Origin of the sequence: Paenibacillus amylolyticus, from assembly GCF_050990605.1 — a bacterium.
Taxonomy (GTDB): Bacteria; Bacillota; Bacilli; order Paenibacillales; family Paenibacillaceae; genus Paenibacillus; species Paenibacillus amylolyticus_H.
This window is the reverse complement of the sequence record NZ_CP158832.1, coordinates 3374957-3400063: the sequence shown is the minus strand read 5'-3', so window position 1 is coordinate 3400063 and position 25107 is coordinate 3374957. Positions and strand designations below refer to the sequence as shown.

Genomic DNA, 25107 nt, shown 5'->3' with positions numbered 1-25107 from the left:
ACCTCTTATTTAACGTTCTGGTCTGCAAACCATGTTTTGATGTCCACCTCGTGCGCTGCTGCCCATTCGGCAGGCGGGAGCATAAAAGACGGATTTGGCTCACGATCTTTTCGTGCTTCAACACCTCGTACGAGCGGTGAAAAGAAGCTGTCTGACGATTCCAGTGATACCAGCATCATTTGCGTTTCCGGCTTCAACATGAATTCGACAAAGGCTTTGGCAGCTGCGGGATTTTTGGTGTGTTGACTAATCGCAGCTACTCGAAGGCTTCCGGGAGCACCTTCTTTTGGCCAGATGAGATCTACGGGTTCTCCGGACTGCTTGAGATCATAAGCGTTACTCTCCTGCAGAGCAGCAATATCGATTTCTCCTGATACCAAAGCTTTTCCTAATGGTCCGTTTTTAGGATATACCCGCAATCCCTTATCCATCATATGAGCGTATTTTTGCTCTGCTTGGGAGAAGCCCCAGTAGTTAAACAGAGACGAAACGAGCGGGTATGCAGGTGCCGCAACCGCTGGATCAGCCTGTCCTGCTGGGCCCTCATAGTCAAAAAATTCCTCCCATGTTGCAGGCGCTTGCTCCTTGCTTAGACGACTCGTGTTGTAGGCAATAACCGCTGATGCATGAATGCTAACAGGAACATAGGCGTGGTCTTCAGGAATGAGCGACGTTCCATACTCATTGAGGTTGCTTAAGTTTTCCGGTATCCAGTCTTTCATGAGAAAACCTCTGTCCGCCAGATTTCGAATGGAACCATGGCCGTCCATCATGACCACATCCCATTGTGGATTCCCCTGTTCTGCTTCAATCTTGGCCAACGCTTCTCCTCCGCCATAATGAACCGCCTCCATCTTGTAGCCTGTCTGCTTGGTGAATTCGGGTGCTACAATATCGACAAAGTCATTGCCATATAAATAAATCGTCTCCCCCGTGTCCTCGTCTGAAGAAGTATTGCTGCTTGCAACTGGTCCGCCACACCCTGTGATCATAAGCACAAGCAGAATGCTGAATCCACTTAATTTTTTAATCCAACCCAATTTCATATTTCTCCCCCTCTGAATCCTGATTGTGAATCTATTTTCATTCTAAAGAGCATGTTGAAGATTCGTATTATATTGAGGTTAAGCCTAAATAAAATAGTATTAATGATTTATATGATAAGATAGATGATATCTATTTCTTATGAACGCGAGGGGATTACTCATGAATCTGCAGCAATTAAAAGTGTTTGTGCATGTCGTGGAAATGAAGAAATTATATTTGGTTGCTCAGAAGCTGAATATTACGCAACCTACGGTGACGTTTCATCTGAACAAACTTCAGGAAGATGCCGGAATAGCCTTATTCCACACCAAAACTTATCATGTCATTAAATTAACTGAGGCTGGTAAATCGTTGTATCACTACGCTACGCAAATTGTAGCTTTGAACGAAGAGATGCTTCGCACAATCGAGGACCACAGGGGGACAGCAACGGGGCGCTTGTTGATTGGAAGCACACATACGCCTGCAACGTATATTCTTCCGGAATTGTTGGCTGCATTCAAAAAAGAACATCTGTTTTGTTTAAGCATGGATGTGAAGCCTGCTGCTCACATTATGGAGAAAATCAAAAATTTTGAGTTGGATGTTGGTATTATCTCGCATACGAAACCCGATGATCCTGATTTCATTTTTGAGCCCTTACTGAAGGACGATCTTGTCATTATCTTTCATCCTGATCATTTCCTCGCCAGCAGACCGGTTATTGTACCGAATGACCTGCAGGGTCTTCCACTTGTCGCTCACGAAGAAGGGTCCAGCAGTCGCGAAGTCATCAATCAATGGGCTACCAAGCACAAAGTTCAGTTTACGGAAGCCATCGAAGTCTCTGGTTCAGAGGCGTTGAAGTCTCTTGTACGTCTAAACATGGGTATTGGGATGGTTTCACAGGCTTCGATCATACGAGAGCTGGAGAAGGGAGAGTTGAAGTCGTGTCCGATCCCCAACTGGAATCCCATCCGAACGATTTATTCAGTCAGACATCGTAACAAGCTTCTCACTCCTTCGCTGAATCTCTTCTGGCGTATGCTGACAGAGCGTTTTTCTTCACCATTGCAAAGTTAAAGTCACATTAGCATGGACGATATCTATCGAATTTACGGCCCTCAACGACAATAAACCAAGTTCTTTTCCCCAGCGAGGATCAGAACTTGGTTTTTTAAAATCAAATTTTGGATTTGATTCGCGGTTATTATGTGGGTTATTGCCCATTATTACATGTGTTGCAATCCTTTATATAGGCAACTGCATAGGATGGAACTAAAGACTAAACTCAATATTAGAGGAGAATGAACATGCACAAAAAATTATATCGCCACAATCAATGGCATAATCCAATGCCCGACAGCTGGAATAACGTTGCCCAGGCTGCTCCTTCTTCATGTTGCAATGCCAATATAACCGTTAGTCATCCCTGTACAAAAATAGAAGTAAAAGATTATGGACAACGCCCGCTTGTGATCAATATCGACCAGGCAACAAAACACAATCAAAATTATCGTACTGCCCTATGGACTGGTAAATATTTTCAAGTGACTCTGATGTCTATCCGTGTTGGTGAAGATATCGGATTGGAAGTCCATCCGACAACCGATCAGTTCATCCGTATTGAAGAAGGTCAGGGACTTGTGCAAATGGGAGATGAGAAAGATCAATTGCATTTTGAAACCATGGCCTGTGAGGATTATGCTGTTATAGTACCTGCTGGAAAATGGCACAATATAACTAATACAGGCGATATCCCTCTTAAGGTATATGTTATCTATGCGCCCCCAGAGCACCCTTATGGGACAGTTCATGAAACTAAAGATATCGCCATGGCTGCGGAAAAATAACTACCTTTAGAGGGAATACATTCATTACAATATGCAATTCCCATACAAAAGCCGAATTAACCCTCGTATTCTCAAAGGTTAATTCGGCTTTTCTCATAAACGAAAAATCACCAATCAAACTAGCCAGAAGTAGGTATCTCATTGTTTCTCAACTTCACGCTCAATTTTTTTCTTCAAGCTTTTCACTGAAGCAAGTGTAGTTCCCTCAGGAATTGAAATAAGGTGACTTTTGGATATTCCGATTTGTTGCGATGTGTAGATTCCGGTATGTCCTGAAAATAAATAACTTACAATACAAGCGATGAAGAGATAAATCGCCCCCTCTGAACCAAACAATTCGATCCCCATGAGGAAACAGGCAATAGGAGTGTTGGTTGCTCCACAAAATACAGCAATGAAACCTAAAGCCGCTAAAAATGGAGCATAGAGATTTAGAAATGAAGCTAACGTGTGTCCCAATGTGGCCCCGATTGCAAAAAGAGGTGTTACTTCACCCCCTTGAAAACCAGCTCCGAGAGTTAGAGACGTAAACACAAGTTTACCTAAAAAGGCAAATGGATGAACTTCGCCAGTAAACGAATCTTCAATTAACGGGATACCCAAACCCAGGTAATCTCTTGTTCCAAAAAGATAAACTAACGCGATAATGATCATCCCCCCAACAGCACTTTTGATCATAGGGTTCTGAAACAAACGTGTATAAAGTTTTTTGAGTGTATGCGTCAATTCACTAAAAACAATGCTCGTCAATCCAAACAAAATTGAAGCAAAAACCACCTTGAGTATTACGATTAATGACAAAGCAGGAATCTCACCAATAGGGTAGTGCAAATGTGTAACACCCCAAAAGGAGGTCGCAACAATATTTCCTACAAAACTTGCGATAAATGCTGGTATCAAAGCTTCATGCCTAATTAAACCGATGGCTAGAACCTCTAATCCGAATATGGTACCGGCTAAAGGTGTCCCGAATATTGAACCAAATCCACCGCTGATACCACAGATCAATAGAATCTTTCGATCCACGGGTCCAACCCGCAATAACTTTCCGAACCATTCAGCCAAGCTTCCTCCCATTTGTACAGCGGTACCTTCCCGACCTGCAGAACCTCCAAACAGATGTGTAATCACAGTGCCAAATAGAACAAGTGGGGCCATTCTGAGTGGTATCGTCTCATTTCCTTTATTAATTTCTTCAATAATAAGATTATTACCCTTAGCGCTGTTTTTTCCATATCTAGCATACATAAAACTAACCAATGCTCCACCGACAGGAAGCAAAAACAATAACCATGTATGTTCCATTCGGAGTTGGGTTACACCGTCCAAAATATGTAGAAAAAAAGCTGATGCAGAGCCTGTCAAAATACCTACTCCACTACCGAGAATAATCCACTTGAGCAGAGATTGACACAGCATCAAAAAACGCCATTTTCCAAACATTTCAGACCACCTTGAATTCCTTTGTACCATAACATTCAACCCTCTCTGACGTGTGTTTGACAAAAAAATAGACTCCTACCAGGGGAATAGAAACTTCTCACTGGTAGGAGTCATTAGCCTTACGGCGGTTAAGGCGAACTCCATCGCCTTATGAACTTGATGATATAATACTCTTAAATTATTGTCAGGTCAATCCTTTTTTATACGATACAGCGTTGTTTTGCTGATACCTTTTCCTTCGCTTCATCCATTCCTTTTTTCGTGCTTTCACTAAGATGATGGCTAGATGTCTTTCCAAAAGGCAGCTACTTTTTAGTTCAGCAGAATTGAAGTTAGCAATCACCAACTAACTTCAAAATTAAAATTGCCCTGTAACAAACATGCGTTCTCTGGTTATAGGAATGAGGGATAACACAACTTCTTGAGCTGCCTTATAATCCTTACTGGATAATGCGTGCAGCGTATCCCGATTAATTCCGATCGCACTGTAGTGTTTGATATGCGGAGTTCGCTTGAAGCGGACGATGGAGTACATGTAAAGTTTATCCCGAAACGAGTCAAATGTGTTCAGCATTACTCCATTGTTTAAGGATTCAACGATCTCCCGCATGAAAAGAAAATGATGTTTGGTGTATAAGGCATAGTCATTCCTTTTCTCAGCGGTCCGCTGGACCTCAACATGAGCTGCAAGTGATTCAAGATTTAAGTAGATCTCTCGGTTCGGGTTTTTCATCATTTCGAAAGAGTAAAAAAGCATGGATTGAATCTGTTCAATCAGATCAAGAAATTCCTTACCCCCTACATCCTTGACCAATACACCACGATTTTTGAGAGAAGTCACATAACCTTCTGATTCAAGGCGAGCAATGGCATGACGGATTGGTGTACGGCTCATTTGATACTCCTCCGCCAATTCGTTCTCTGAAAGCAGGGTTTCGGGCATTAATTCACCGCAAACCATTCGCTCACGAAGCATCATGTATGCTGTATCGACAAGCGATATTTTGTTCATATCATAATCCCTTTCTCTCATTGATGAGGACTTCATTTGAATTATAATGCGATCTCCACATTTCATCCTATATTACCAGTCTTAGGAGAAGTTACGCAACCAGACTGAGATAAGAAAGAGTCCAACACTGTATCCCAGTTACTGGACTCCATTTTTTAAACCAGATATTTGTTTTGAAGAGCTGTCCTTTGCTCGGCGCCTATGCCTAGTCCCTCTTTAAGATACTGATCAAAAGAACCGTAGTTCTCGTCGATTGCTTCAAGTGCCGCTTGGATAAAGGCCGCTTTCATCATTTCCGGAATCACTCCCTTAAATTCAGGCATATGATCCATGTATTTTTGATAATCCTTGTTGCTTCCGGAGAGAAAGCGCTGCATGAGTCCGTCCACCGCGAGATTCGTCAGTTCATAGTCTTCAATAACTACATCTCGCGGTACACCCAAGGTGAGAAGGATCACTGCGCATACGACTCCGGTCCGGTCTTTGCCGGCTGCACAGTGGAACAAGGAGGTATCCCGCCCTTCTATTAATAGTTCATTTAGGATAAGTGCACATTTGTCCGTATTTAAGACCATGGCTTTGTAGCCTGCATGCAGATCATGTCCGATCTTCTGCATTTCCTCAGGACTTGCTTCCGCCATAAAGGGAATATTCGTGTTGATCGCATGGCCAATGGCTGGGCTTGGACGGCTAGCTACTTCAAAATCACTGCGCAGATCACAAATCCAGTCAATACCGAGCGCAGTGGCCGTATCAAGGTCCTGCTCACCAAGCTCATGCAGATCAGCAGACCGCAGCAGCATTCCCCATCGAGTCGTACGACCATCTTCTGTGAGATAACCGCCCATATCACGGAAATTAATTACTCCATCGGTGTAAATCATACGATCGTTAATGGTTGATATCGACCCATTCGTGAACTTCACATGATAATAGTTTCGGCCAGGAGACACCGTTCTCGTAAATACTGTTCCTGCTGGGTCGATCTGTATATCAAGCAGCGTGCTGCTGGATTCAATCAATTCCGGTAGAACAGAATGGTAAACTGCCTCCGCCTCCATGTTCTCTTCCATATTCCAGGCTAACGTAATACCGTTATTATCGCTATACCTTGCCTGTACCTGAGGGCCTTGTTTATAAAGTAAATTAGATGTTGACATGGAGATTCCTCCTCAAAGTGATATTCATCGTTATGAATTAGTTTTGACGTGTTTTTAGCTTCATTTTGTATCGGTTTGCCACAAACTCCACGCTGAATACCATGACAAACACGACCAATCCGACAAACAAAGCAGCCGCAAAGTTATAGGATTTCATGGCATGAGTCATCTCATATCCAATACCTCCCGCGCCAACTGCACCGAGAATAGTCGATTCGGCAATACCGCCTTCCAGCTGCAGCACGCACCAGGCGATAAAGGCTGTCTTCACGGTAGGCAAAATGCCTTGCATGACAATCTGCAGCCAGCTGGCACCGGTGGACTGCATCGCTTCGAGTACACCCTTGTCGATTTCCTCCAATGACTGGGCAAATACTTTGACAAGCATGCCTGCGGCAGAGACAGCAATGGCAAGCACTCCAGGAAGCGGTCCAAGACCAACGGACACGATAAAGATAAGGGCCCACACAATTGTGGGAATCGCACGAAGCAAGGAAGCAGCGCTTCGAATGATCCAAGCGACGAACGGATGAGGCGTCAAATTGCTTGCAGCCAAGAAGGAGAGAAAGAAGGCTACGACGATCCCCAGCACCGATCCAAGAATGGCAACTTGCAATGATTCTACAGCAGCGAGCAGGACATGGCGCCAGGCCGAGAAATCAGGTGGAAACATGGTTCCCATGTAACCGCCGAGTTTCGTAAAGCCTATGGCAATCTTGGAATAGTCGAACTGCAGTTGAACGAGACTGAACACAAAAAGCACAGCAATAAGCGGCAGACCGATCACGAACAGCTTGTTTCTTTTCGGCTTGGGTGGCTCTGGTATGGAAGTATACAGCGTAAAAGATGGCTTCGCTTCGTTCATTCGCATACTCATATGATTCGCTCCCTTACGCGATTGGTGATCATTTCCACAACAAGAACGATAACGAGCACAAGCAACACGGCCATGCTCGCTTCCTGATACTGAAACAACTTCAATTTGGATTGCAAAATAAATCCGAGACCACCGCCTCCAACCATACCTACAATCGTAGAAGCACGTACGTTGATTTCGAAGTTGTACAAGCTCCAGCCGATAAACCCGGGTAAGAATTGTGGAAATACAGCTTGGGACAATACTTGAAAATAACTTCCACCAGTAGCACGAACCGCTTCTACCTGCCCCATATCAATTTCTTCAAGCACCTCGGCAAAGGAACGAGTCAACATCCCGATCGAGATCAAGATCAGTGACATCGTACCAACTACAGCACCAAGTCCAAACGCTGCAACAAGCAGAATTGTCCAGATAATTACCGGAATGTTGCGAAACAGCGATGTTGCCGCACGAACAAATACCTGAAGGTAAGGGTGGGGGCTTGTCGTGGCCGCGGCCAAAAAGGATAACATCCCTGCTACAACCGACCCAATGACCATCGCCACCACACTCATATAAAGGGTCTGCATGGCAGGTTCAATGAGCTGGGAAAGTGAAGATAAATCAGGTGGAAGAAAATCAAAAAAGATAAATCTGAAGCTCTCTCCTACCCCCGTGAACAAAGCTCCTAATGAAAACTCTGCGCCGATGGAAGACCAGACGATGAGAGCCAACAGCACGATAAAAAACAATATCGTCTGCGTACGTTTCATTTTTCGGGCAGATTGTAACTGAGCCGCATTCATGTCAGGCTGTCTCCTTCACTTTGGGATTGGTCTGGTTGTAAATGTGCCGGATCATATCCTCCGTCAGTTCATCCGGTGTCCCGTCAAACACCTTGGACCCTTTATGGATACCGATGATTCGGGTTGCGTATTTCTTCGCGATATCTACCTGATGCAGATTGCACAGGCAGGCAATGCTTTCCTCTTTGCAGATCGTATATAAATAATGCATAATCGTCTCAGAGGAAGCAGGGTCGAGACTGGCTATGGGTTCATCTGCCAGTATCAAGTCCGGCTTTTGAGAAAGTGCACGTGCAATACCCACTCTCTGCTGCTGACCTCCACTGAGTTCATCTGCCCTCTTATACATCTGCTCATGTAAACCAACTCGATGAAGCATAAGCTTGGCGGCTTCTGTATCTGCTTTTGAGTAAAGACCCAGTGCCCCTTTCAGCGGATTCATGTAGCCTAATCGTCCATGCAGCACGTTATTAAGAACGGACACGCGGGTGACCAGGTTATATCCCTGAAAGATCATGCCCATATGGCGGCGAAGTTCACGGAGCTTTTTACCCTTGATGCCCATAGTTTCATTGCCTTTAAAGTGAATCTTTCCGTTTGTCGGCTCGATCATTCGGTTCAGGCTGCGCAGCAAGGTGCTCTTCCCGGCTCCGCTCGGCCCAATGACGACAACGAACTCTCCAGCATTAATCGTTAGGTTCAAGTTATCAAGAGCTTTTGTTCCGTCGGGATATACCTTGGACAACCCTTCCACCTGTAAAAGTGTCATTTTAATTCCTCCTCCTCGCAAGTTTGAATCCTACTTCTTCAGCAGTTCCTCAGGGGACATATCCAGTGCTTTGGCGACTTCCCGGATTGGATCAAAGTCACTGTCACTGCCTTCTACAAAACGGGCTGCGCCGACACTTTCCAGAAATTTTGGGTTTTTTGTATCGTAATCCAGCATTAGATCACGCAACTGTGTAACCAATTCCTCTGGCAAGTCTTGACGATAAAGCAGTGGAGCCCCACCGACGATCGGATCGGATTCGGAAATCACGCGGAAATCTTCCTCTTTAATAAGTCCTGATTCTGCCATCATCGGCACCATGAGACTTGACGTCCCAATCCCATCTGCATTACCGTTTGCCAGTGCAAGCAGTGATTTGTCATGTCCACCGGAGAACGCCACACTGCCGAAGAAAGAATCCAATTCCTCGTTTGAAAGACCAAGCTCTTTCATTAATGTGGCACGCGGATACAGATTGCCTGATGTGGATGCCGGATCTGCAAACAAAAAGTCTTTCCCTTTAAGGTCTTGGACACTTTGATAAGGGGAGTCCTTACCAACAAGGATGACCGTATTCGATTGTTGATCACTTTCAGAGCGGACAAGCAGTTTTGCATTGGCTCTTTCCGTAGCGATAATGTAACCAAACGGCCCGATCAGGCCAATTTCAATTTTGCCTGCACGCAGCGCTTCAATAACCATGTTATAGTCTTCAGCCACAAAAATTTCTGCAGGAATGCCGGTTGCTTCAGTAATGTCTGTTGCAAGCTGTTCCTGAGAACGGTTCATCTCGCCCTCTTCACTTGGCATAATACCGATTCGAATTACTTCTGGCATTACGCCTTCGCTGGAGCTTGCTGATGCTCCGCATCCAGACAGGATGACAAGCATAAATGCTAGCGAGAGGAGCAAGCTTTGATAACCTTTGCGTTTACTATTTTTCACAATGTATACCCTCCTGAAATTTGGTTGCTTTCATACCGAATTGTCTGGTACACAAGTAGGATACAAGTTGAATGTAAGAAGAATGATTTGGTGAATCACCGAATTTGTAAAACATTTAAGGATTTTTTTCAGCAATTCATCTATTACTACTTATGTAATTGATTGAAGTAAATACATATTCATGCTTTATCACCCAATCCATCAAATAGTACAAAGTCCAGAAAATGGAGTACACACATCTCCCAGAAGGAAGCGACAGGCGTGACCAACAACATGGCTTCTCTTGTAGTGATTGTGAGGAGCAACGATACATACGATCAATAACAGAAGTTGTCTTGCCCAAAAAATTTCCATCGATCGTGCTTACGACTATGCATCATCGAGGACAGATTCAGTTGAATATTCATGGTCATGACTGCGATATATGTGATAAAACCCAGGAGCATTGGCAGCATACTGAGTGCAAAATTGGTCATATTGTTGGTCTTTAACCACATCAGGAAATGAAGAAGAACCGATCACCTCTTCATGGCCGGCTCTTCTTCATTAAAATTTTATAAGTATCGCGAAATTATGTCTCTTGTGCAATATGTGCGTTATCCGGCGCTTTTTGGTTCATGATCGGAACCATGACCAGTGCGCCAAGAAGAAATAATAACCCTGCACCGCCATAGATCGTCCCCAGTGAAAAGGCATCCTTTAACGCGCCAGCGAAAGACATGGAAACGACCATCATGCCAACGAACATCGGATTCAGAACCCCATTCACCCGGCCGACAATTGAAGCCTCTGACCATTTCAGAATCATTGTGCTGATCCCAATATGAATACAAGGGAAAACAAGTCCATTCAGAAATTGAACGGTCAGGGTGAGCGGAACGCTTGTCGAATACCCTACAATGGCTGTGCAGACTGCGCCTGCGATCATACCTATCGCTAGAAGAATCTGCGGCGGAACCCGCTTGGCGAATACGGCTACGATTCCGCCACCAACCAGCATAGCTGCACCATTTACCATCAGCAGATATTGCAGGAACTCCTCGCTCCTGCCCAGCCGCTCCGTTACGATAAACAGGTTAAGCGCTTGGGCTACGCCAACAGCGAGTCCCGCGAGAATAAACGCAAGTCCGAGCATCCGCAGTACTTGGCTTTGCCAAACATAGCGGAAGCCTTCAATGAATTCTTTACGGAACTGCCCTTTTACAGCGACGGTTTGAGCTTGCATATTGTCCTCTGGCAGACGAATAAGAACGAGTGCGGAGAGCAAAAAAACCACGCCCATGACAGCGATCGATGTTTCAAGACCAAACGTGCTGTATATGAACGTGCCCAGCATCGGCCCAAGCACCATAAAGATGGCCATCAGCGATTGGAATAGAGCCATCCCTTGCTGCAGCTGTTCTTCCGGCACATGATACTTAAACAATCGCATGCTTGAAGGTTGAGAGAACTGCGAAAGAATAGCCGAGATGAATGCGACAAGATAGACGGAGTGCCAAGAACCGTAATGTATGGTCAGAAGTACTACGAATACCGATACAGCGGATAATAGGTCGCACCAGATCATCGTTCGCTTCGGCCGCCAGCGGTCAGCAAATGTACCTCCGATGAACGAAAAAACAAAAATTGGCGCGAATTCTGCTACGCTGATTAGCGAAATGGCGTATGGATCATTGTTTGTTCTATCCGCAACGTACAGGAGAATAGCGAAATTACGTACCCAGATGCCAACCTGCAGGAGCACGCTTGATAATAAAATCGTCTGCAGGAACCGATTGCGAAACAGGCTTGGCGCATTGGTTTTTTTTTCGTCCCTATTCAATCTTTTCAACCTCCAAATTGTCTATAAAGATGCCCATTTTGAGTAAGATATGACTCTCCTTTCAATTCCTAATTATACGGACTTCATCATCGTTCACCTCCTACTAAAGACTGAAATTTCAGTCCGGATTGGATCGATATTTTGAAACTCCCGCAAGGCAATATGGAGGTCAACATTGTCTTAACAACTCTGAATCATGATGTCCACTTTGAACGATATGTTTTTCAAGGGGCAACCCGTATTGCGCCATCTTGTCAGCCAGAAGTAAAGGAATCTTTACAGGAACGAAATGTTCATATCGGTTATACCAGATCAACATGAGGGCAATGTTCTTGTCCCCCGACATCTCTGTTGATCAATTCCATGTTAATTCACTATGCATCTCTTATCTTCAATATCTCCCATGAATTTCAAGGCAGCTTCACTCATCTCCTTGTATCTGGTCCAATGAAGGTAATGATGACCTTTTAAAGGAATGATTGTACTTGAAGGATTATTCGTAAGCTGTGTATGTAAAAAAGTAAATTTTGATCTCCCATCCCTACTCTCCCTGCCATCGTCTCTTGTAAAAAATAATACGGGCAGATCTGAGGGGAATGACATACGAGCAGTTTTTTTCACATTATCACCAAGTTGATTTGTCTCTTGAACAACATAATTATTGTAACCGTTCCATGCCGTCATAGCCTTTGTCATTGCTAAATTCTCATCCGAGTAAGTACCCTTACTGTCAAGGGGAAGATAACCACTACTATTCAAGGATATCACGAGTCTATCTGTACAAAGTGCTTACTTGGATATAACCGTGAGATGAACAAAAGCAGCCGATCACAATTGACCGGCTGCCCTCTTGTTTTTATTTAGCTATCATTTCCCGTTAACCTAAAAAGAGAACTTTTAAACTACTGAATTAATCATATTGCTTAGTTAGCATATTTACTAGCATTGTCTAATCCTCAATCCTTGGTTGAGTCTCGTTTCCAGACCTTTTCTTATGAAAAATCTTTTTTATATTGGACGGCTAGGTAAATACCACCAGCTAAACATACACAGCCGATCACGTTGACAATTTGCTTCAACGATTTTATAATGAATAAAAATTCATTCATTAAAGGAGAGGCAAAAGTGCCCCGTACACCTGAACAATACGAGGCCATGCGCCTTGCAACCCGTACCAAAATCCAGACAGCGGCGATGCGGCTGTTCGTTCGTCAAGGATATGGCTCCACCAATGTGCAGCATATTGCCGATCAGGCAGGCATAAGCACCGGTCTGCTGTATCGCCATTACAAAACAAAGGATCAGCTATTCGAGGAACTGGTGCAGTTCGCCATGACCGGACTTGAGACGCTGATTGCGAAATTTCAGACCTGTGATGAGCCTGCTGAGGAACTTGCACGGTTCGCGAACGAGGTGTATCTCGATCTTTCTTCCGGCGATGACTTGGGACACCTCTTATTGCTGATGTCACAATCCTTCTTCTCCACGGAGACCGATGGTCGGAAAGAAGCTCTCAAGCAGATTAATACCGATCTACTGCAAGCGACTGCCGCGCTCATCGTCCAAGGACAGCGGCAGGGCAAGCTACGTGAAGGGAACGCTATTGAGATGGCGCAATATTTCTTTTCCTCCATTCAGGGACTGGCGATGATGAAGGTGATGCTGGAGGAAAAATTCACGATGCCGTCGAGATCGCTCTTGACCTTAGTATTCGAAAAGGAAGGTGAAACGTTATGAAGTACTCGGGCGCATTTGAGGTTGTCCGCGCAGACCGCGCGGGTGTAGAGGTCAGAAACCAGATGGCGGAGATTTTCGCCGACGGCTTCTCGCAGTGGCTCACGTATTTCTCTAAAGACCGAGATGTCATCGCAAAGGCGTTCGCCCATATGTTCGTGCTAGATCAATTTTATGTGGCTCTTGATGGCGATCGGGTGGCGGCCTTCGGCGCATGTACGGACTGTCAGAGCTTCTCCCTAGAACTTCGGAGCGCACCGCTCCGCCGGCATCTGGGTTGGTTCAAGGGTTCGATGGCCGCACTTATATTGAAGAGGGAGTTCCAAAAGCCGTTTGTCGCCCCGCCGGCTGAAACGGGCTCAATCGAGTTTATTTGTTCTGCCTTATCCTTCCGCGGCCAAGGAGCTGCTTCGGCAGTTATTACACATATGCTAGTTCATTTGCCGTACCGTAACTATCTCATAGAAGAGGTTGCCGATACCAATGTCCCGGCCATCCGATTGTATGAGAAGCTGGGGTTCACGGAGTACAAACGCAAGTCGCTATCTCCCAGACAGGCCCGCATATCTGGTATTAATCACATGGTCTCGTTGTGTTTGGAGAAGGCCTGAGTCACAACAAGCCTGAACAACTTGCGCTGATAACATTATAAGATTTGCGTATCTTTCAGATCATGTTATATTCACTAAGTTCATAAAATTATTCAAACTATAAAATACCCGAGAACCAATTGAACTATCCTGCCCGTTATTTTTATGAATTGAAGGGCAAGATGACGATTAGATCTTATCCCTCGACACCAAACTACTAATTCTGGATTCTTCCTAAGTTCCACAAAAAACCGTTAATCCTTTCTGATTAACGGTTCTCAAAAATTCAATTTTTTCACATATGCGACAATAGCGACTTCTCTTCTTGTCTTTTTTTTCGAAAATTCACCTGCAGAATATATATTCGGCTTATTTAACCGATGCTACCTTCCATTTCGAATTTGATCAATCTGTTCATCTCTACCGCGTATTCCATCGGTAATTCTTTTGTAAACGGCTCAATGAAGCCCATGATAATCATTTGAGTTGCTTCGGCTTCGGTCAATCCACGGCTCATCAGGTAGAAGAGCTGATCCTCGGACACTTTGGATACCGTAGCTTCATGCTCCAGCATGATGTTATCATTCATGATTTCATTGTAAGGAATTGTATCTGACGTGGACTCATTATCGAGAATGAGTGTATCACATTTGATATTGGATTTCGCGCCCTCCGCTTGACGTCCAAAGGAAGCCAAACCACGGTACGTTACTTTACCACCATGTTTACTTATGGATTTGGATACGATTGTCGATGTTGTATCTGGAGCCAAGTGGATCATTTTCGCCCCTGCATCTTGGTGCTGGTTTTTACCTGCAACGGCGATGGACAGAACGGAACCCTTCGCTCCACGGCCTTTCAGTACAACCGCCGGATATTTCATCGTCAGTTTGGAACCGATGTTACCATCGACCCATTCCATCGTTGCATTTTCTTCTGCAACCGCACGTTTTGTAACGAGGTTGTAGATGTTAGGTGCCCAGTTTTGGATCGTTGTGTAACGAACACGGGCATTTTTCTTACAAATGATCTCAACGACCGCACTGTGCAGTGAGTTCGTGCTGTAGATCGGAGCTGTACAGCCCTCTACATAGTGAACAAAGCTGCCTTCGTCCGCAATGATGAGTGTACGCTCGAATTGTCCCATATTCTCGGAGTTAATCCGGAAGTATGCTTGCAGAGGCACTTCACATTTTACGCCTTTTGGTACGTAGATGAAGCTTCCTCCAGACCATACCGCGCTGTTCAGAGCAGCAAATTTGTTATCCGCTGGCGGTATGACCGTAGCGAAGTATTCACGCAGAATTTCCGGGTGCTCTCTGAGCGCCGTATCGGTATCCATGAAAATGACGCCTTGATCTTCCAGTTCCTTTTGCATATTGTGATATACAACCTCGGACTCATACTGAGCCGATACCCCTGCAAGGAACTTTTGTTCTGCTTCAGGGATACCCAATTTGTCAAAGGTCTCCTTGATTTCAGAAGGAACCTCTTCCCATGTTTTCCCTTGTTTTTCAGAAGCACGAACGTAGTACTGAATTTCATTGAAATCCAATCCGTCGAGATCTCCGCCCCATTTTGGCATTGGCATCTTTTCAAATTGTTTCAGAGATTTCAGACGAAACTCCAACATCCACTCCGGTTCGTTTTTGATTCGGGAAATTTCGGTTACGACTTCTGCTGTCAGACCTTTTCCGGTTTGAAAGATGGATTTGTGCTCGTCGCGAAAACCATATTTATACTCTTCCATTTCTGGTGCTTTTTTAGCCATCTTGTTCTACCTCCTAAGTTCCCTTGTGAATGGATCGGTTCATTGACCCAGCTTCCGTTCGATCAAGTATTGTAATTGGGTGCGCAATGCCTCCAAAGGAATATCCGACACCACCGGAGCTAGGAAACCGATGATAATCAGGCGTTCTGCATCTGTACGGTTAATTCCGCGGGACATCAAGTAATGAACCTGTTCTGGATTGACTTGCCCTACCGAAGCTGCATGACCTGCCGTTACGTCATCCTCATCAATCAGAAGGATCGGGTTAGCGTCCCCCCTTGCTTTCGGGCTCAACATCAACACTTTCTCTGTTTGTTGTCCGTCTGCTTTGGTTGCGCCTTTTTCGATCTTCGTAATCCCGTTAATAATCGCCGATGCTTCTTCACGCATAACCGCGCGAGTGATCATTTGAGATGGTGTATTTTTACCGAAGTGACATGCTTCAGTGGTATAATTATTTTTTTGCGAACCGGTACCTACCGCGATTACTTTGGAATCGGATTTTGAACCGTTACCTTTGAGCACGCTCATCGTGTTGCTCGCTGTATCCCCATCATTCATTTCGCCAACGATCCATTCTATTGTTGCATCGTTCTCCAGAATAGCGCGGCGGAACGATACATCCGTCACTAGAGTATCCATTTGATGGACTGTCGCGTAATGCACTTTTGCCCCAGCTTTCGCAATGACTTCAACCACGCCATTATGGAATACAGGTGCAGAAAGTTCGCTTGAAACATAGTTATCCACGTAAGTAACCGAGCTGTTTGTGTCAGCAATAACAAGCACGTGTGGCGCAAATGTGGCAGACGCATCATCTGTCAGCAGAACGGCTTGCAGCGGCACTTCAATTTCTACGTTTTCAGGAACATAAAGGAATACTCCTCCATTCCAAAGCGCTGCATGAAGAGCAGCAATGGAATGCTCATCGGCTTTGACAGCCGTATTCAGGTACGGTTTAACCAAGTTTTCGTGTTCACGAGCCGCAGTAGCGAGGTCTGTGAAAATAACCCCTTTGGCAGCAAGCTCTGCCGATAGTTTTACGTATACGTTGCCGGAATTGCGTTGAATGACCAAACCGCCTTCGTTTTGATCTTGTACCAGTTTTTTGATGCTCTCAGGAGCATCCTCCAGGGAAGCCAAGGCTCCGCTAGTCTTATATGTTCCATATTCCCTGACATTCCAGCGTTCAATTTTTTGCTTTTCCAGTTTGGGAAGCGCGAGCTCGCCTGCAAGCTTCAATGCTTCAAGACGCTGCTCAGTCAGCCAGTCGGGTTCTTGGTTACTTTCCGACAAGGCGCGAAGCGCTTCAGATCCAACCGGAAGAATGGTTTGTGTAGTCATGAAATTTCCTCCTCCGTTTAGTCTTTACGCTTCTTGACCTACAGTTTCATCTGTAATTCCCAGTGCTTCTTTAACCCAATCGTAACCTTCTGCTTCGAGACGCTGGGCCAGTTCAGGACCACCGGATTTTACGATGCGGCCTTGCATCATAACATGAACGTAGTCAGGTGTGATGTAGTTCAGCAAACGTTGGTAGTGTGTGATGATCAAGAAGCCGCGATCTTCGCTTTTCATTGCGTTAACGCCGTTAGCAACAATTTTCAAAGCATCAATATCGAGACCAGAGTCAATTTCGTCCAGTACAACGATTTTGGGATCAAGCAACATCATTTGCAGAATCTCGTTACGTTTTTTCTCACCGCCGGAGAATCCTTCGTTCAGGTAACGATGTGCAAATTCAGGATTCATGTCCAGCTCTTTCATTTTGCCTTCCATTTGACGAATGAACTTGATCAGGGAGATCTCGTTGCCTTCGCCGCGGCGTGCGTTGATCGCGCTACGCAGGAAGTCGGAGTTGGTTACGCCCGCGATTTCACTTGGATACTGCATAGCCAAGAACAGACCAGCACGCGCACGCTCGTCTACTGCCATACCCAACAGGTCTTCACCGTCTAATGTTACTGTTCCGCCGGTTACTTCATATTTAGGATGTCCCATCAATGCGGAAGCCAATGTAGATTTACCAGTTCCATTTGGACCCATGATTGCGTGGATTTCTCCACCTTTCATTTGCAGGTTGATTCCTTTCAGAATTTCTTTGCCTTCAATTGTTACCCTAAAATCATTTATCTGTAGTGATGTTGTCATGCGTAGCTCATTCCCTTCCAACCTATTTATTGTCTATTTATCGTATCCATAGAAGTAGTCAATATTTTAGAATTTAGAAAACTTGCACAACTTCATGAATCTCATCAATTTCTTCGATTATTTCACGTTCTATACCAGCTTTTAAAGTGATGGTTGAACTTGGACAACCATTACAAGCACCTAGAAACTTAAGCCTAGCAATGCCGTCCTCAACATCTATTAATTCTGCAAATAGGCCCTATTTTTGCTTTCGCTGTATAAAGCATTCATCAGGAATCCTCTCCACCCTAGAGAAGCTCAAAATGAAGCTCAGTCTCCGGTAGCTCAGTACTCTCTTTCGGCTGACTTGCAATGTATCCCAATTCTAGAACCGCAGCAATGCGCTCGTTACTCAGTACACCAAACATTTCAGTACGGCTCGAGTCGTACATCCAGTCATGCAAGGTACAGCGTACACCTAGACTCTGCTCAGGAGCCAGCAAGCGAAAATTTTGAATTAGACAGCAGACAGCTGCAAAGTCCTCTTCCCGCTTATGTTGATCCGCCTCTTCCTTCACCAAGACCAGAAGATAGGCGGGAGCCTGCTCTTGCAATCCCTGCATGATGTCCCCATGCCGATTATCAGCAAATATAAATCGCCACGGCTCTCGCAGTTCATCATTTGGCGCCCATACGGCATGATTGAGCAATTCAAGAATTAGCTCCTGCGATACCGGTCGATCCAAAAACTCACTCGGAGTATGCATGTCTCCTTCCAGATCTGACAATTTCATATTTACATCCTCCTCTTAGGTAGACTATCCTCGCAAGATGGTCCACTTCTGCTCGGCTGGCGTTCTTTTCCGACTTTTTGGCGCTTTATCGTAATATCCTATATGAAGAATGCCAACAAATCTTTCATCCTCACGCAGGCCAATTCCTTTGAAAAAACCTTCATGCAGCATCATGGACTCTGTATCCCATAGCATTCCTAACCCATGTTCCCAACCTATCAATTGGAAGCTCTGCATCATCCCGCAGGCAGCCGCATAATTGCGGTCATTAGTCAGCCGATCCGGTCCTACAGTCGACATAACAATGACGTGCGCAGGAATATCGGTAAATCTCTTTTTGAAAATATCCAGAAATTTCCCAGGAATCAGTTTGCCGAGCCGGCTTTGTGACATCTGTTCCAGCATGCAGTCCACCAACCGTTTGCGTGCTTCTGAAGTGCCGGCATATACCACACGCCACGAGCCAGCCTGAACAAATGGTTGAAGCCGTTTAGCCTTGCGCAGTAATTCAACAACTAACTCCTGATCCACCGGCGTAGAGTTATATTTACGAATGCTCCTCCGCGCCCTGATCAATTCCGCCAGACTCAAATGCTTCACTCTCCTTAGTTCGATCTGGATTCAATATTTATACTGCTGTCTTGAAGAAATTGATGGATTACTTTTAACTCTGTTTCTGAATATTTGTCGAGAGTACGATAGAAGCGTTCAGTCTCTTGTACATGCAGACGTTCATGCAGTTCAAAGATCTTTTTGCCTTGCGGTGACAACCGGAAATAACTCTCCTTCTTGTTGTCATTCATTTTTGTGCGTTTGACGAATCCTTCCTCCAGCAGTTTGTTGCCAATTTTGGTGATACTTGCTTTGGACAGATTCATCGCCTCGGCAATACCCGTGTTATTAATAGGCTCATGCTTGCCTATGCAATCTATCATATGAACCGCGGTCAAATGCTGAGGAATGTTCTCGATGCTTTCTCGCTGGGCGACACTCAGGAAATGCTCGATTTCAGTGTCCTTGTGGTTCTCATATACATGTAAAAAACGGATAAACTGGTCATAAAGCAACTGTTTTGTTCGATCTTTTGAAGTCATCCTTTGATCGCTCCTTATTTACTTGTAAACAAAAATATCTTTTTAATAATATAGTCTTTCTAAAAAATTACTTAAATTTTGTTTACTGGTGAACAATATAACATGAATGATAATGATTATCAACTAAATTCTCTGACATGACAACATCACGCTACAATCCCCGACGGAAACCTGCATTAATCGGAATATCTTTTCAACCTGCCCGACCTGCGCACCAGATTCCCATCTGTCTGCATGATCAAGTTAAATCTGCCGTTGTCTATTTTGGCAATCGGGCAAAGTCCTTGTCCCTGCACAATTCCATCAAATTCCAGAAATACATTTCATCATTGCACTTCAATCCTTGTCAACAGAAAACCCGCTAATCTTTTCTGATTAACGGGTTTTAAAAATTCAATCTTTTCTATTCCATCAAATCTGTTACAGCACCTTTTGAAGCAGAGGAAACTAACTTGGCATATTTGCCGAGTACACCAGATTTTACTTTCAGCGGAGGTTGTACCCACGCTTTCGCTCGAGCGGCTAACTCTTCTTCTGATACCTCAACCTTCATCTCCTGGATATCACTGTTAATGGTGATCATATCCCCATTTTGGAGCAAAGCGATTGGTCCGCCTACTTGTGCCTCAGGTGATACATGGCCGACTACAAATCCATGCGAGCCACCCGAGAACCTACCATCTGTGATGAGAGCAACTTTCCCGCCGAGTCCTTTGCCTACGATGAGTGCTGTAACAGAAAGCATTTCCGGCATACCTGGTCCACCCTTCGGACCACAGTAACGTATGACCACGACGTCGCCTTCTTTAATTTCGTCATTCATAATCGCTACTGTCGCCTCATCTTCACTATCATACACTTTAGTCGGGCCAGAGAACTGTTGGATCTTCATACCTGACATTTTGGCAACAGCGCCTTCAGGAGCGAGGTTTCCGCGAAGTACAACTAATGGTCCATCTGGCTTCAGCGGATTATCGAGTGGACGTATAATCTCTTGATCATTCGGAAGTGGAGCAGCTTCTGCTAAATTCTCCGCCAACGTTTTACCTGTTACAGTGAGGCAATCCCCATGAAGTAATCTCTCAGCAAGCAATAGCTTCATTACCCCTGAAACGCCACCGATATCGTTCAAATCCTGCATCACATATTGACCACTTGGCTTCAGATCCGCCAAATGAGGAACACGCAAGCGAATGCGCTCAAAATCATCCAAGGTTAAATCGACTTCGACCGAGTGCGCAATAGCTAGCAGATGGAGAAATGCGTTAGTTGATCCCCCCAGAGCCATAACAACAGTGATCGCATTCTCAAATGCTTTCTTCGTCATAATGTCTCTTGGATAGATCTCTTGTTCAAGCAGTGAGATGACCTGTTTACCGGCTGCTTCGCATTCCTTTGCTTTATCCGCTGAAATCGCTGATGTCGAAGAAGAACCGGGTAAACACATCCCCATTGCTTCTGCAGCGGCTGCCATCGTATTAGCGGTATACATGCCTCCGCAAGCGCCTGGACCTGGGCAAACACTGCATTCGACCTTATGCAACTGTTCATCTGTTATTTTGCCATCTTGATATTGACCAACGGCTTCAAAAGCGGAAACGATATCCACTTTTTTACCATCAAGATTACCAGGTTGAATGGTTCCTCCATATACATAAACGGAAGGAATGTTCATGCGTCCAATAGCCATCAGACATGCAGGTGTATTCTTGTCACAACCACCGATTGCAACAACGCCGTCAAAGCGCTCCGCTCCAGTCACAATTTCAATCGAATCAGCGATAGCTTCCCGACTTGGCAGTGAGAACAACATCCCGCCATGCCCCATCGAAATCCCATCTGAAACGGTAATCGTATTAAAAATTAGTGGAGCACCGCCGTTATTACGTGCGCCCTGCTTGGCTTGCACCGCTAAATCATTGATGTGCATATTACACGGCGTTACCTCACTCCAAGTACTCGCTATTCCAATCATTGGCTTTTTAAAATCATCATCCTGAAAACCAACTGCACGCAGCATCGCTCTGTTCGGTACCCGGTTAGCACCTTCACTGATTACCTTGCTTCGAATACGAAGATCTTTTTTATTTTCCATGTCCTTTTATCCCTCACTTCAAAGTATTTCGTTCAGTTCCTGCATCGGTCGAATAAAATTTTGTTTCATTAGCACGTGAGCATCTTCGCTATTCTTGCCTTCAAAAGCTCTAATGATCAAATCATGCTCTTCGACTGAAGCAAGTGTTGCCTTAATAGGTTGTTTTAAAAACACATATTTAAATCGCCTAATGTGAATCTGAAGAGATGTATTAAATGTGGCCACATAAGGATTATCTGAGAGCTCCACAATATAATTATGAAATAGCTCATCCACCTCCATGGCCTGATAAACTTGGCCATTTTTAATGGAACTAGCAAATTCCAAATTGATGGATCTTAGTTTCTCGATCTGTTCTGGAATAATAACTTGGGCGGTAATCTCAGCAGCTAAGGACTGAAGAGCAGCCATGGTTGAATACATCTTGAAAATATCGTTTTTCTCAATATTCGTTACTTTTGTTTCTTTTCCTGGATGCATAGACACGAGACCTTGAACTTCGAGTAACTGAAATGCCTCGCGAATCGGTGTCCGGCTGACTCCAAGCGATTCAGCCATTTCTGCATCAATGAGCTTTTCACCTGGTTGCAGTGTTCCATCAATAATCCATCGCTGAATCTGAGAAAACGCTCTTTCTTTTGCGGACATACGGACTGGTAATGCAAAATCTTTAGGTATAGGCATTGTTTTTCATCCTCTATACAGATATTCTTGTATGCAATATATCGCATACAAGACCGAGATGCAATTATTATTTCTTTTTTACTCGCTCAATTAAGTTTATTTTGATAACTACCTGTTTTTATTGAGAGTTGGAGACAATTTTAATGTGCTTCTGTTCTAATAAAAAATCTTGGCATTAATGAGGCTTTAATATTATCCCCTTTAAGTAGACGCTTAAAAAAAAACTTCATGTTATCATGAGGGTTCAAGTGACACTTGGAGGGGATATTTTTTATGGCGAAAAAAGGGCAAACATTTCAGACGTATACTGAGGAATTTAAGTTGAATGCAGTTAGAGCGTATGTCGAAGGTTCTTCAAGTTACAAGGTGATCGCTGAACGTGAGGGAATTCGAAACTGTTCACAATTGAAAGTTTGGGTGAATCTGTGATTTATCCGAATCGCTTGAAGGTCCAATTTCATGCCACAGCACCTCAGCAAAAAATGGTGACGGACATCACTTATATTTCGGATGGAAACACATTCGTTTACCTGTCTGTGATTCAAGACTTGTTCAACAACGAAATTGTCGCTTGGCAATTATCTAAACGGAACGATGTTCAGCTCGTATTGGATACGGTGTAACAATGGACACAAAAAGAGACGTTTCGGAAGCCGTGCTCCATTCGGATCAAGGCTTCCAGTACACGTCTCAGGCGTATAACTCACGATTAGAAGCATTCGGCGTCAAGGGCAGCCACTCTCGCAAAGCAACCTGCCTGGATAACGCATGCATCGAATCTTTCTTTTCGCATCTCAAAACAGAGAAGCTGTACCTTACCCAGTGTAATTCACAAGTTGAGATTCGACAAGCCGTGGAGGATTATGTGTACAGTTACAACTACAGACGCTTTCAAGCCAAACTCAAACAACGCGCACCGATTGAATATCGATGCGCGCTGGCAGCATAGCTTTTTCATTTGTCTACTTGACAGGGGTATGACCAAACTGCTTCTTGCTGTTTTGAGCTAACATTTCCCCTCTGATTCATTAATATTTACTCAGTTCCACAACTACATATTTTGTTTTCTTCCCTGAGTGAACTCAAACGAGGTCATCAAAATTCAAATATATGAATATATACCTGCTGTCAGTACGCATTCAGCGCATTGACAAGTCACGGAATGAGTAGATGCGATATGTATTTTTGCCTTCCGCTTTGGCAAGATAAAGTGCTGCATCTGCTTTCTGAAGCAGTTCTTTTACTGAATCATCTTCTTCATAAAAGGCAATGCCGATGCTTGAAGTTGTATAGAGCTCCTTCCCACCGAGTATCCAAGGGAGCTGCAATGTTTCTAAGATGTTTTCCGCCAAAAGGCTGAGTTCTGAGGAGGATTTGACATGAGGAAGTACAAAGACGAATTCGTCACCACCCATTCTGGCCAAGACATCGTGTTCTTGAAGACAAGCTCCTGCTCGCTTTACAAATTGCCGTAGCAATTCATCCCCCGCATCATGACCTAATGTATCATTGATCTGTTTGAAATTGTCCAGATCCGCAAACATGACGGCTAGTTGGCCAACGCTTGTCTTTACTTCACTTAAAGCATCGCTGAGCATTTTATTGAGATATCTTCGGTTAGGTGCACCGGTAAGAGCATCATGATAACTTAATTGTTCCAGTTGAACTTGGTACTTTTTCTGCTCTGTAATTTCTCTTCCCACGACCATCATGTTTTTAAAGTCACCGTGCTCGTCGAACATGGGTGTTCCCTTCATCTCCAGCCATACAGGATAGCCCTGTTCATGCTGCCGCTTTATTTCGTAGGTAAAGGGTTTTCTCAAAAGTAACATACTCATAAATACGGTGCGAAAATTATCATCCACATCTCCATTTGGTTGGTAGAATACCCATTTACCTATATATTCTTTTGGATCGAATCCAAGCACCATTTTATGAGAAGGAGAGGCATACTCCACAATGCCATCCAGATTGATCAGCTGGATCAGATCAAGGGAGTTATCGGCTAACAGTCGATAACGCTCTTCGCTTTCTTTCAGAGCCTTAAGTAGCTGTCTGTGCTCAGTAATGTTTTTAGCCACTCCAAAAATACCGTTAACCTTACCTTCAAAAAACAAAGGAACTTGCTTAATTTGCAAATAAACAATTTCTCCATTTTTATGATGGGCTTCCGCAACATATTGACATGATGCCCCCTGTAAGACCTCTGAAAAATATTGGATGATCAAATCAAGCTGATGTTGACAAAAGAGATCTTTGTAGGATGAACCCATGATTTCACTCTTTTGAAATCCTAAACACTCAGTAACCCCTTCATTTACTTCTACGATCGTTCCTTCGTTCGAAACGATAAAAGTGGCATCTGGATTGTGATTTATGATTGATCTAAATGCTTCAATGGACTGCTCGCTTAAAAACTCTTTCATACTTTCCGATCAATCCTCCGCTAGAATGGCTAAATTTGTAGAATAACTACACAATATTTTAGCAAATTTTGTTTTCATTTAATATTACTAAAAT

26 protein-coding genes, 1 pseudogene and 1 riboswitch are annotated in these 25107 nt (G+C 44.2%); of the genes and pseudogenes, 7 read left to right on the top strand and 20 right to left on the bottom strand.

Annotation, left to right across the window (positions count from 1 at the left end; all coding sequences use genetic code 11):
* Window positions 1–5 precede the first annotated feature (5 nt).
* The gene (locus ABTV53_RS15110) at window positions 6–1046 is read right to left on the bottom strand and encodes an extracellular solute-binding protein (RefSeq protein WP_433743663.1); all 1041 of its coding nucleotides are present in this window, start codon (window positions 1044–1046) and stop codon (window positions 6–8) included.
* A gap of 160 nt (window positions 1047–1206) precedes the next feature.
* Here ABTV53_RS15110 and ABTV53_RS15105 point away from each other — a divergent pair, with 160 nt between their 5' ends.
* Window positions 1207–2109, top strand: coding sequence for a LysR substrate-binding domain-containing protein (locus ABTV53_RS15105; RefSeq protein WP_433743661.1), 903 nt, complete (start codon window positions 1207–1209; stop codon window positions 2107–2109).
* A gap of 224 nt (window positions 2110–2333) precedes the next feature.
* Entirely contained in the window at window positions 2334–2879 is a 546-nt protein-coding gene (locus ABTV53_RS15100; protein ID WP_433743658.1) for a cupin domain-containing protein, read from the top strand.
* A gap of 138 nt (window positions 2880–3017) precedes the next feature.
* Here the strand turns inward: ABTV53_RS15100 and ABTV53_RS15095 are convergent, their stop codons facing one another.
* From ABTV53_RS15095 to ABTV53_RS15055, 9 genes are all read right to left on the bottom strand, one after another.
* The gene (locus ABTV53_RS15095; protein WP_433743656.1) at window positions 3018–4322 is read right to left on the bottom strand and encodes a voltage-gated chloride channel family protein; all 1305 of its coding nucleotides are present in this window, start codon (window positions 4320–4322) and stop codon (window positions 3018–3020) included.
* A 97-nt stretch (window positions 4323–4419) separates the two neighbouring features.
* A riboswitch (Fluoride riboswitch) is annotated at window positions 4420–4479 on the bottom strand.
* 201 nt (window positions 4480–4680) lie between these two features.
* Window positions 4681–5334 carry a GntR family transcriptional regulator gene (locus tag ABTV53_RS15090; protein ID WP_433743654.1) on the bottom strand — a complete coding sequence of 218 codons (654 nt, stop codon included), beginning with the start codon at window positions 5332–5334 and terminating at the stop codon, window positions 4681–4683.
* Window positions 5335–5489: 155 nt separating this feature from the next.
* The gene (locus ABTV53_RS15085) at window positions 5490–6494 is read right to left on the bottom strand and encodes a tyrosine-protein phosphatase (RefSeq protein ID WP_433743652.1); all 1005 of its coding nucleotides are present in this window, start codon (window positions 6492–6494) and stop codon (window positions 5490–5492) included.
* A 37-nt stretch (window positions 6495–6531) separates the two neighbouring features.
* The gene (gene phnE, locus ABTV53_RS15080) at window positions 6532–7371 is read right to left on the bottom strand and encodes a phosphonate ABC transporter, permease protein PhnE (protein WP_433743649.1); all 840 of its coding nucleotides are present in this window, start codon (window positions 7369–7371) and stop codon (window positions 6532–6534) included.
* Window positions 7368–8159 (bottom strand): phosphonate ABC transporter, permease protein PhnE, encoded by a 792-nt coding sequence (gene phnE / locus ABTV53_RS15075; protein ID WP_433743646.1) that lies wholly within the window; start codon window positions 8157–8159, stop codon window positions 7368–7370. The genes phnE (ABTV53_RS15080) and phnE (ABTV53_RS15075) overlap by 4 nt, the downstream gene beginning before the upstream one ends.
* Window position 8160: 1 nt before the next feature.
* Complete coding sequence (phnC, locus tag ABTV53_RS15070) at window positions 8161–8928, bottom strand: phosphonate ABC transporter ATP-binding protein (protein ID WP_433743644.1); 768 nt, start codon at window positions 8926–8928, stop codon at window positions 8161–8163.
* Window positions 8929–8958: 30 nt separating this feature from the next.
* Window positions 8959–9873 carry a phosphate/phosphite/phosphonate ABC transporter substrate-binding protein gene (locus ABTV53_RS15065; protein ID WP_433743641.1) on the bottom strand — a complete coding sequence of 305 codons (915 nt, stop codon included), beginning with the start codon at window positions 9871–9873 and terminating at the stop codon, window positions 8959–8961.
* A gap of 571 nt (window positions 9874–10444) precedes the next feature.
* Window positions 10445–11695, bottom strand: a complete 1251-nt coding sequence (locus ABTV53_RS15060) for an MFS transporter (protein WP_433743638.1) — start codon at window positions 11693–11695, stop codon at window positions 10445–10447.
* A gap of 366 nt (window positions 11696–12061) precedes the next feature.
* The gene (locus ABTV53_RS15055) at window positions 12062–12391 is read right to left on the bottom strand and encodes a hypothetical protein (RefSeq protein ID WP_433743635.1); all 330 of its coding nucleotides are present in this window, start codon (window positions 12389–12391) and stop codon (window positions 12062–12064) included.
* 429 nt (window positions 12392–12820) lie between these two features.
* On the opposite strand from ABTV53_RS15055, the gene ABTV53_RS15050 reads away from it, so the two are divergent.
* The gene (locus ABTV53_RS15050) at window positions 12821–13432 is read left to right on the top strand and encodes a TetR/AcrR family transcriptional regulator (protein WP_433743633.1); all 612 of its coding nucleotides are present in this window, start codon (window positions 12821–12823) and stop codon (window positions 13430–13432) included.
* Window positions 13429–14040, top strand: a complete 612-nt coding sequence (locus ABTV53_RS15045; protein WP_433743631.1) for a GNAT family N-acetyltransferase — start codon at window positions 13429–13431, stop codon at window positions 14038–14040. The genes ABTV53_RS15050 and ABTV53_RS15045 overlap by 4 nt, the downstream gene beginning before the upstream one ends.
* Before the next feature lie 352 nt (window positions 14041–14392).
* On the opposite strand, the gene sufB is transcribed toward ABTV53_RS15045, so the two are convergent.
* The 9 genes and pseudogenes from sufB to ABTV53_RS15000 all read right to left on the bottom strand — a co-directional run bounded on the left by sufB (window position 14393) and on the right by ABTV53_RS15000 (window position 22587).
* Window positions 14393–15790 (bottom strand): Fe-S cluster assembly protein SufB, encoded by a 1398-nt coding sequence (gene sufB / locus ABTV53_RS15040; protein WP_433743628.1) that lies wholly within the window; start codon window positions 15788–15790, stop codon window positions 14393–14395.
* A gap of 39 nt (window positions 15791–15829) precedes the next feature.
* The gene (sufD, locus tag ABTV53_RS15035) at window positions 15830–17134 is read right to left on the bottom strand and encodes a Fe-S cluster assembly protein SufD (RefSeq protein ID WP_433743625.1); all 1305 of its coding nucleotides are present in this window, start codon (window positions 17132–17134) and stop codon (window positions 15830–15832) included.
* A 24-nt stretch (window positions 17135–17158) separates the two neighbouring features.
* On the bottom strand, window positions 17159–17941 hold the full coding sequence (sufC, locus tag ABTV53_RS15030; protein WP_433743622.1) for a Fe-S cluster assembly ATPase SufC: 783 nt from the start codon (window positions 17939–17941) through the stop codon (window positions 17159–17161).
* A gap of 73 nt (window positions 17942–18014) precedes the next feature.
* Window positions 18015–18167 (bottom strand): annotated as a pseudogene (locus ABTV53_RS15025) (NifU family protein); the annotation flags it as partial.
* A gap of 61 nt (window positions 18168–18228) precedes the next feature.
* Window positions 18229–18714, bottom strand: coding sequence for a hypothetical protein (locus ABTV53_RS15020; protein WP_433743619.1), 486 nt, complete (start codon window positions 18712–18714; stop codon window positions 18229–18231).
* 24 nt (window positions 18715–18738) lie between these two features.
* Window positions 18739–19305 carry a nitroreductase family protein gene (locus ABTV53_RS15015; RefSeq protein ID WP_433743617.1) on the bottom strand — a complete coding sequence of 189 codons (567 nt, stop codon included), beginning with the start codon at window positions 19303–19305 and terminating at the stop codon, window positions 18739–18741.
* Window positions 19306–19319: 14 nt separating this feature from the next.
* Entirely contained in the window at window positions 19320–19808 is a 489-nt protein-coding gene (locus ABTV53_RS15010; protein WP_433743614.1) for a MarR family transcriptional regulator, read from the bottom strand.
* 403 nt (window positions 19809–20211) lie between these two features.
* Window positions 20212–21903, bottom strand: a complete 1692-nt coding sequence (gene ilvD / locus ABTV53_RS15005) for a dihydroxy-acid dehydratase (RefSeq protein ID WP_433743612.1) — start codon at window positions 21901–21903, stop codon at window positions 20212–20214.
* Window positions 21904–21921: 18 nt separating this feature from the next.
* Window positions 21922–22587 (bottom strand): GntR family transcriptional regulator, encoded by a 666-nt coding sequence (locus tag ABTV53_RS15000; RefSeq protein ID WP_421890069.1) that lies wholly within the window; start codon window positions 22585–22587, stop codon window positions 21922–21924.
* Between the two features lie 273 nt (window positions 22588–22860).
* Here ABTV53_RS15000 and ABTV53_RS14995 point away from each other — a divergent pair, with 273 nt between their 5' ends.
* From ABTV53_RS14995 to ABTV53_RS14985, 3 genes are read left to right on the top strand one after another with little or no spacing between them, the layout of a single operon-like run.
* On the top strand, window positions 22861–23016 hold the full coding sequence (locus ABTV53_RS14995) for a transposase (RefSeq protein WP_433743609.1): 156 nt from the start codon (window positions 22861–22863) through the stop codon (window positions 23014–23016).
* Window positions 23013–23210, top strand: a complete 198-nt coding sequence (locus ABTV53_RS14990) for a DDE-type integrase/transposase/recombinase (RefSeq protein ID WP_433743607.1) — start codon at window positions 23013–23015, stop codon at window positions 23208–23210. Before ABTV53_RS14995 ends, ABTV53_RS14990 begins: the two co-directional genes overlap by 4 nt.
* Before the next feature lie 2 nt (window positions 23211–23212).
* Complete coding sequence (locus ABTV53_RS14985) at window positions 23213–23536, top strand: transposase (protein ID WP_433743604.1); 324 nt, start codon at window positions 23213–23215, stop codon at window positions 23534–23536.
* 190 nt (window positions 23537–23726) lie between these two features.
* Here the strand turns inward: ABTV53_RS14985 and ABTV53_RS14980 are convergent, their stop codons facing one another.
* A complete protein-coding gene (locus tag ABTV53_RS14980) occupies window positions 23727–25013 on the bottom strand; it encodes a diguanylate cyclase domain-containing protein (RefSeq protein ID WP_433743601.1) in 1287 nt (428 codons plus the stop codon).
* Window positions 25014–25107: the final 94 nt, after the last annotated feature.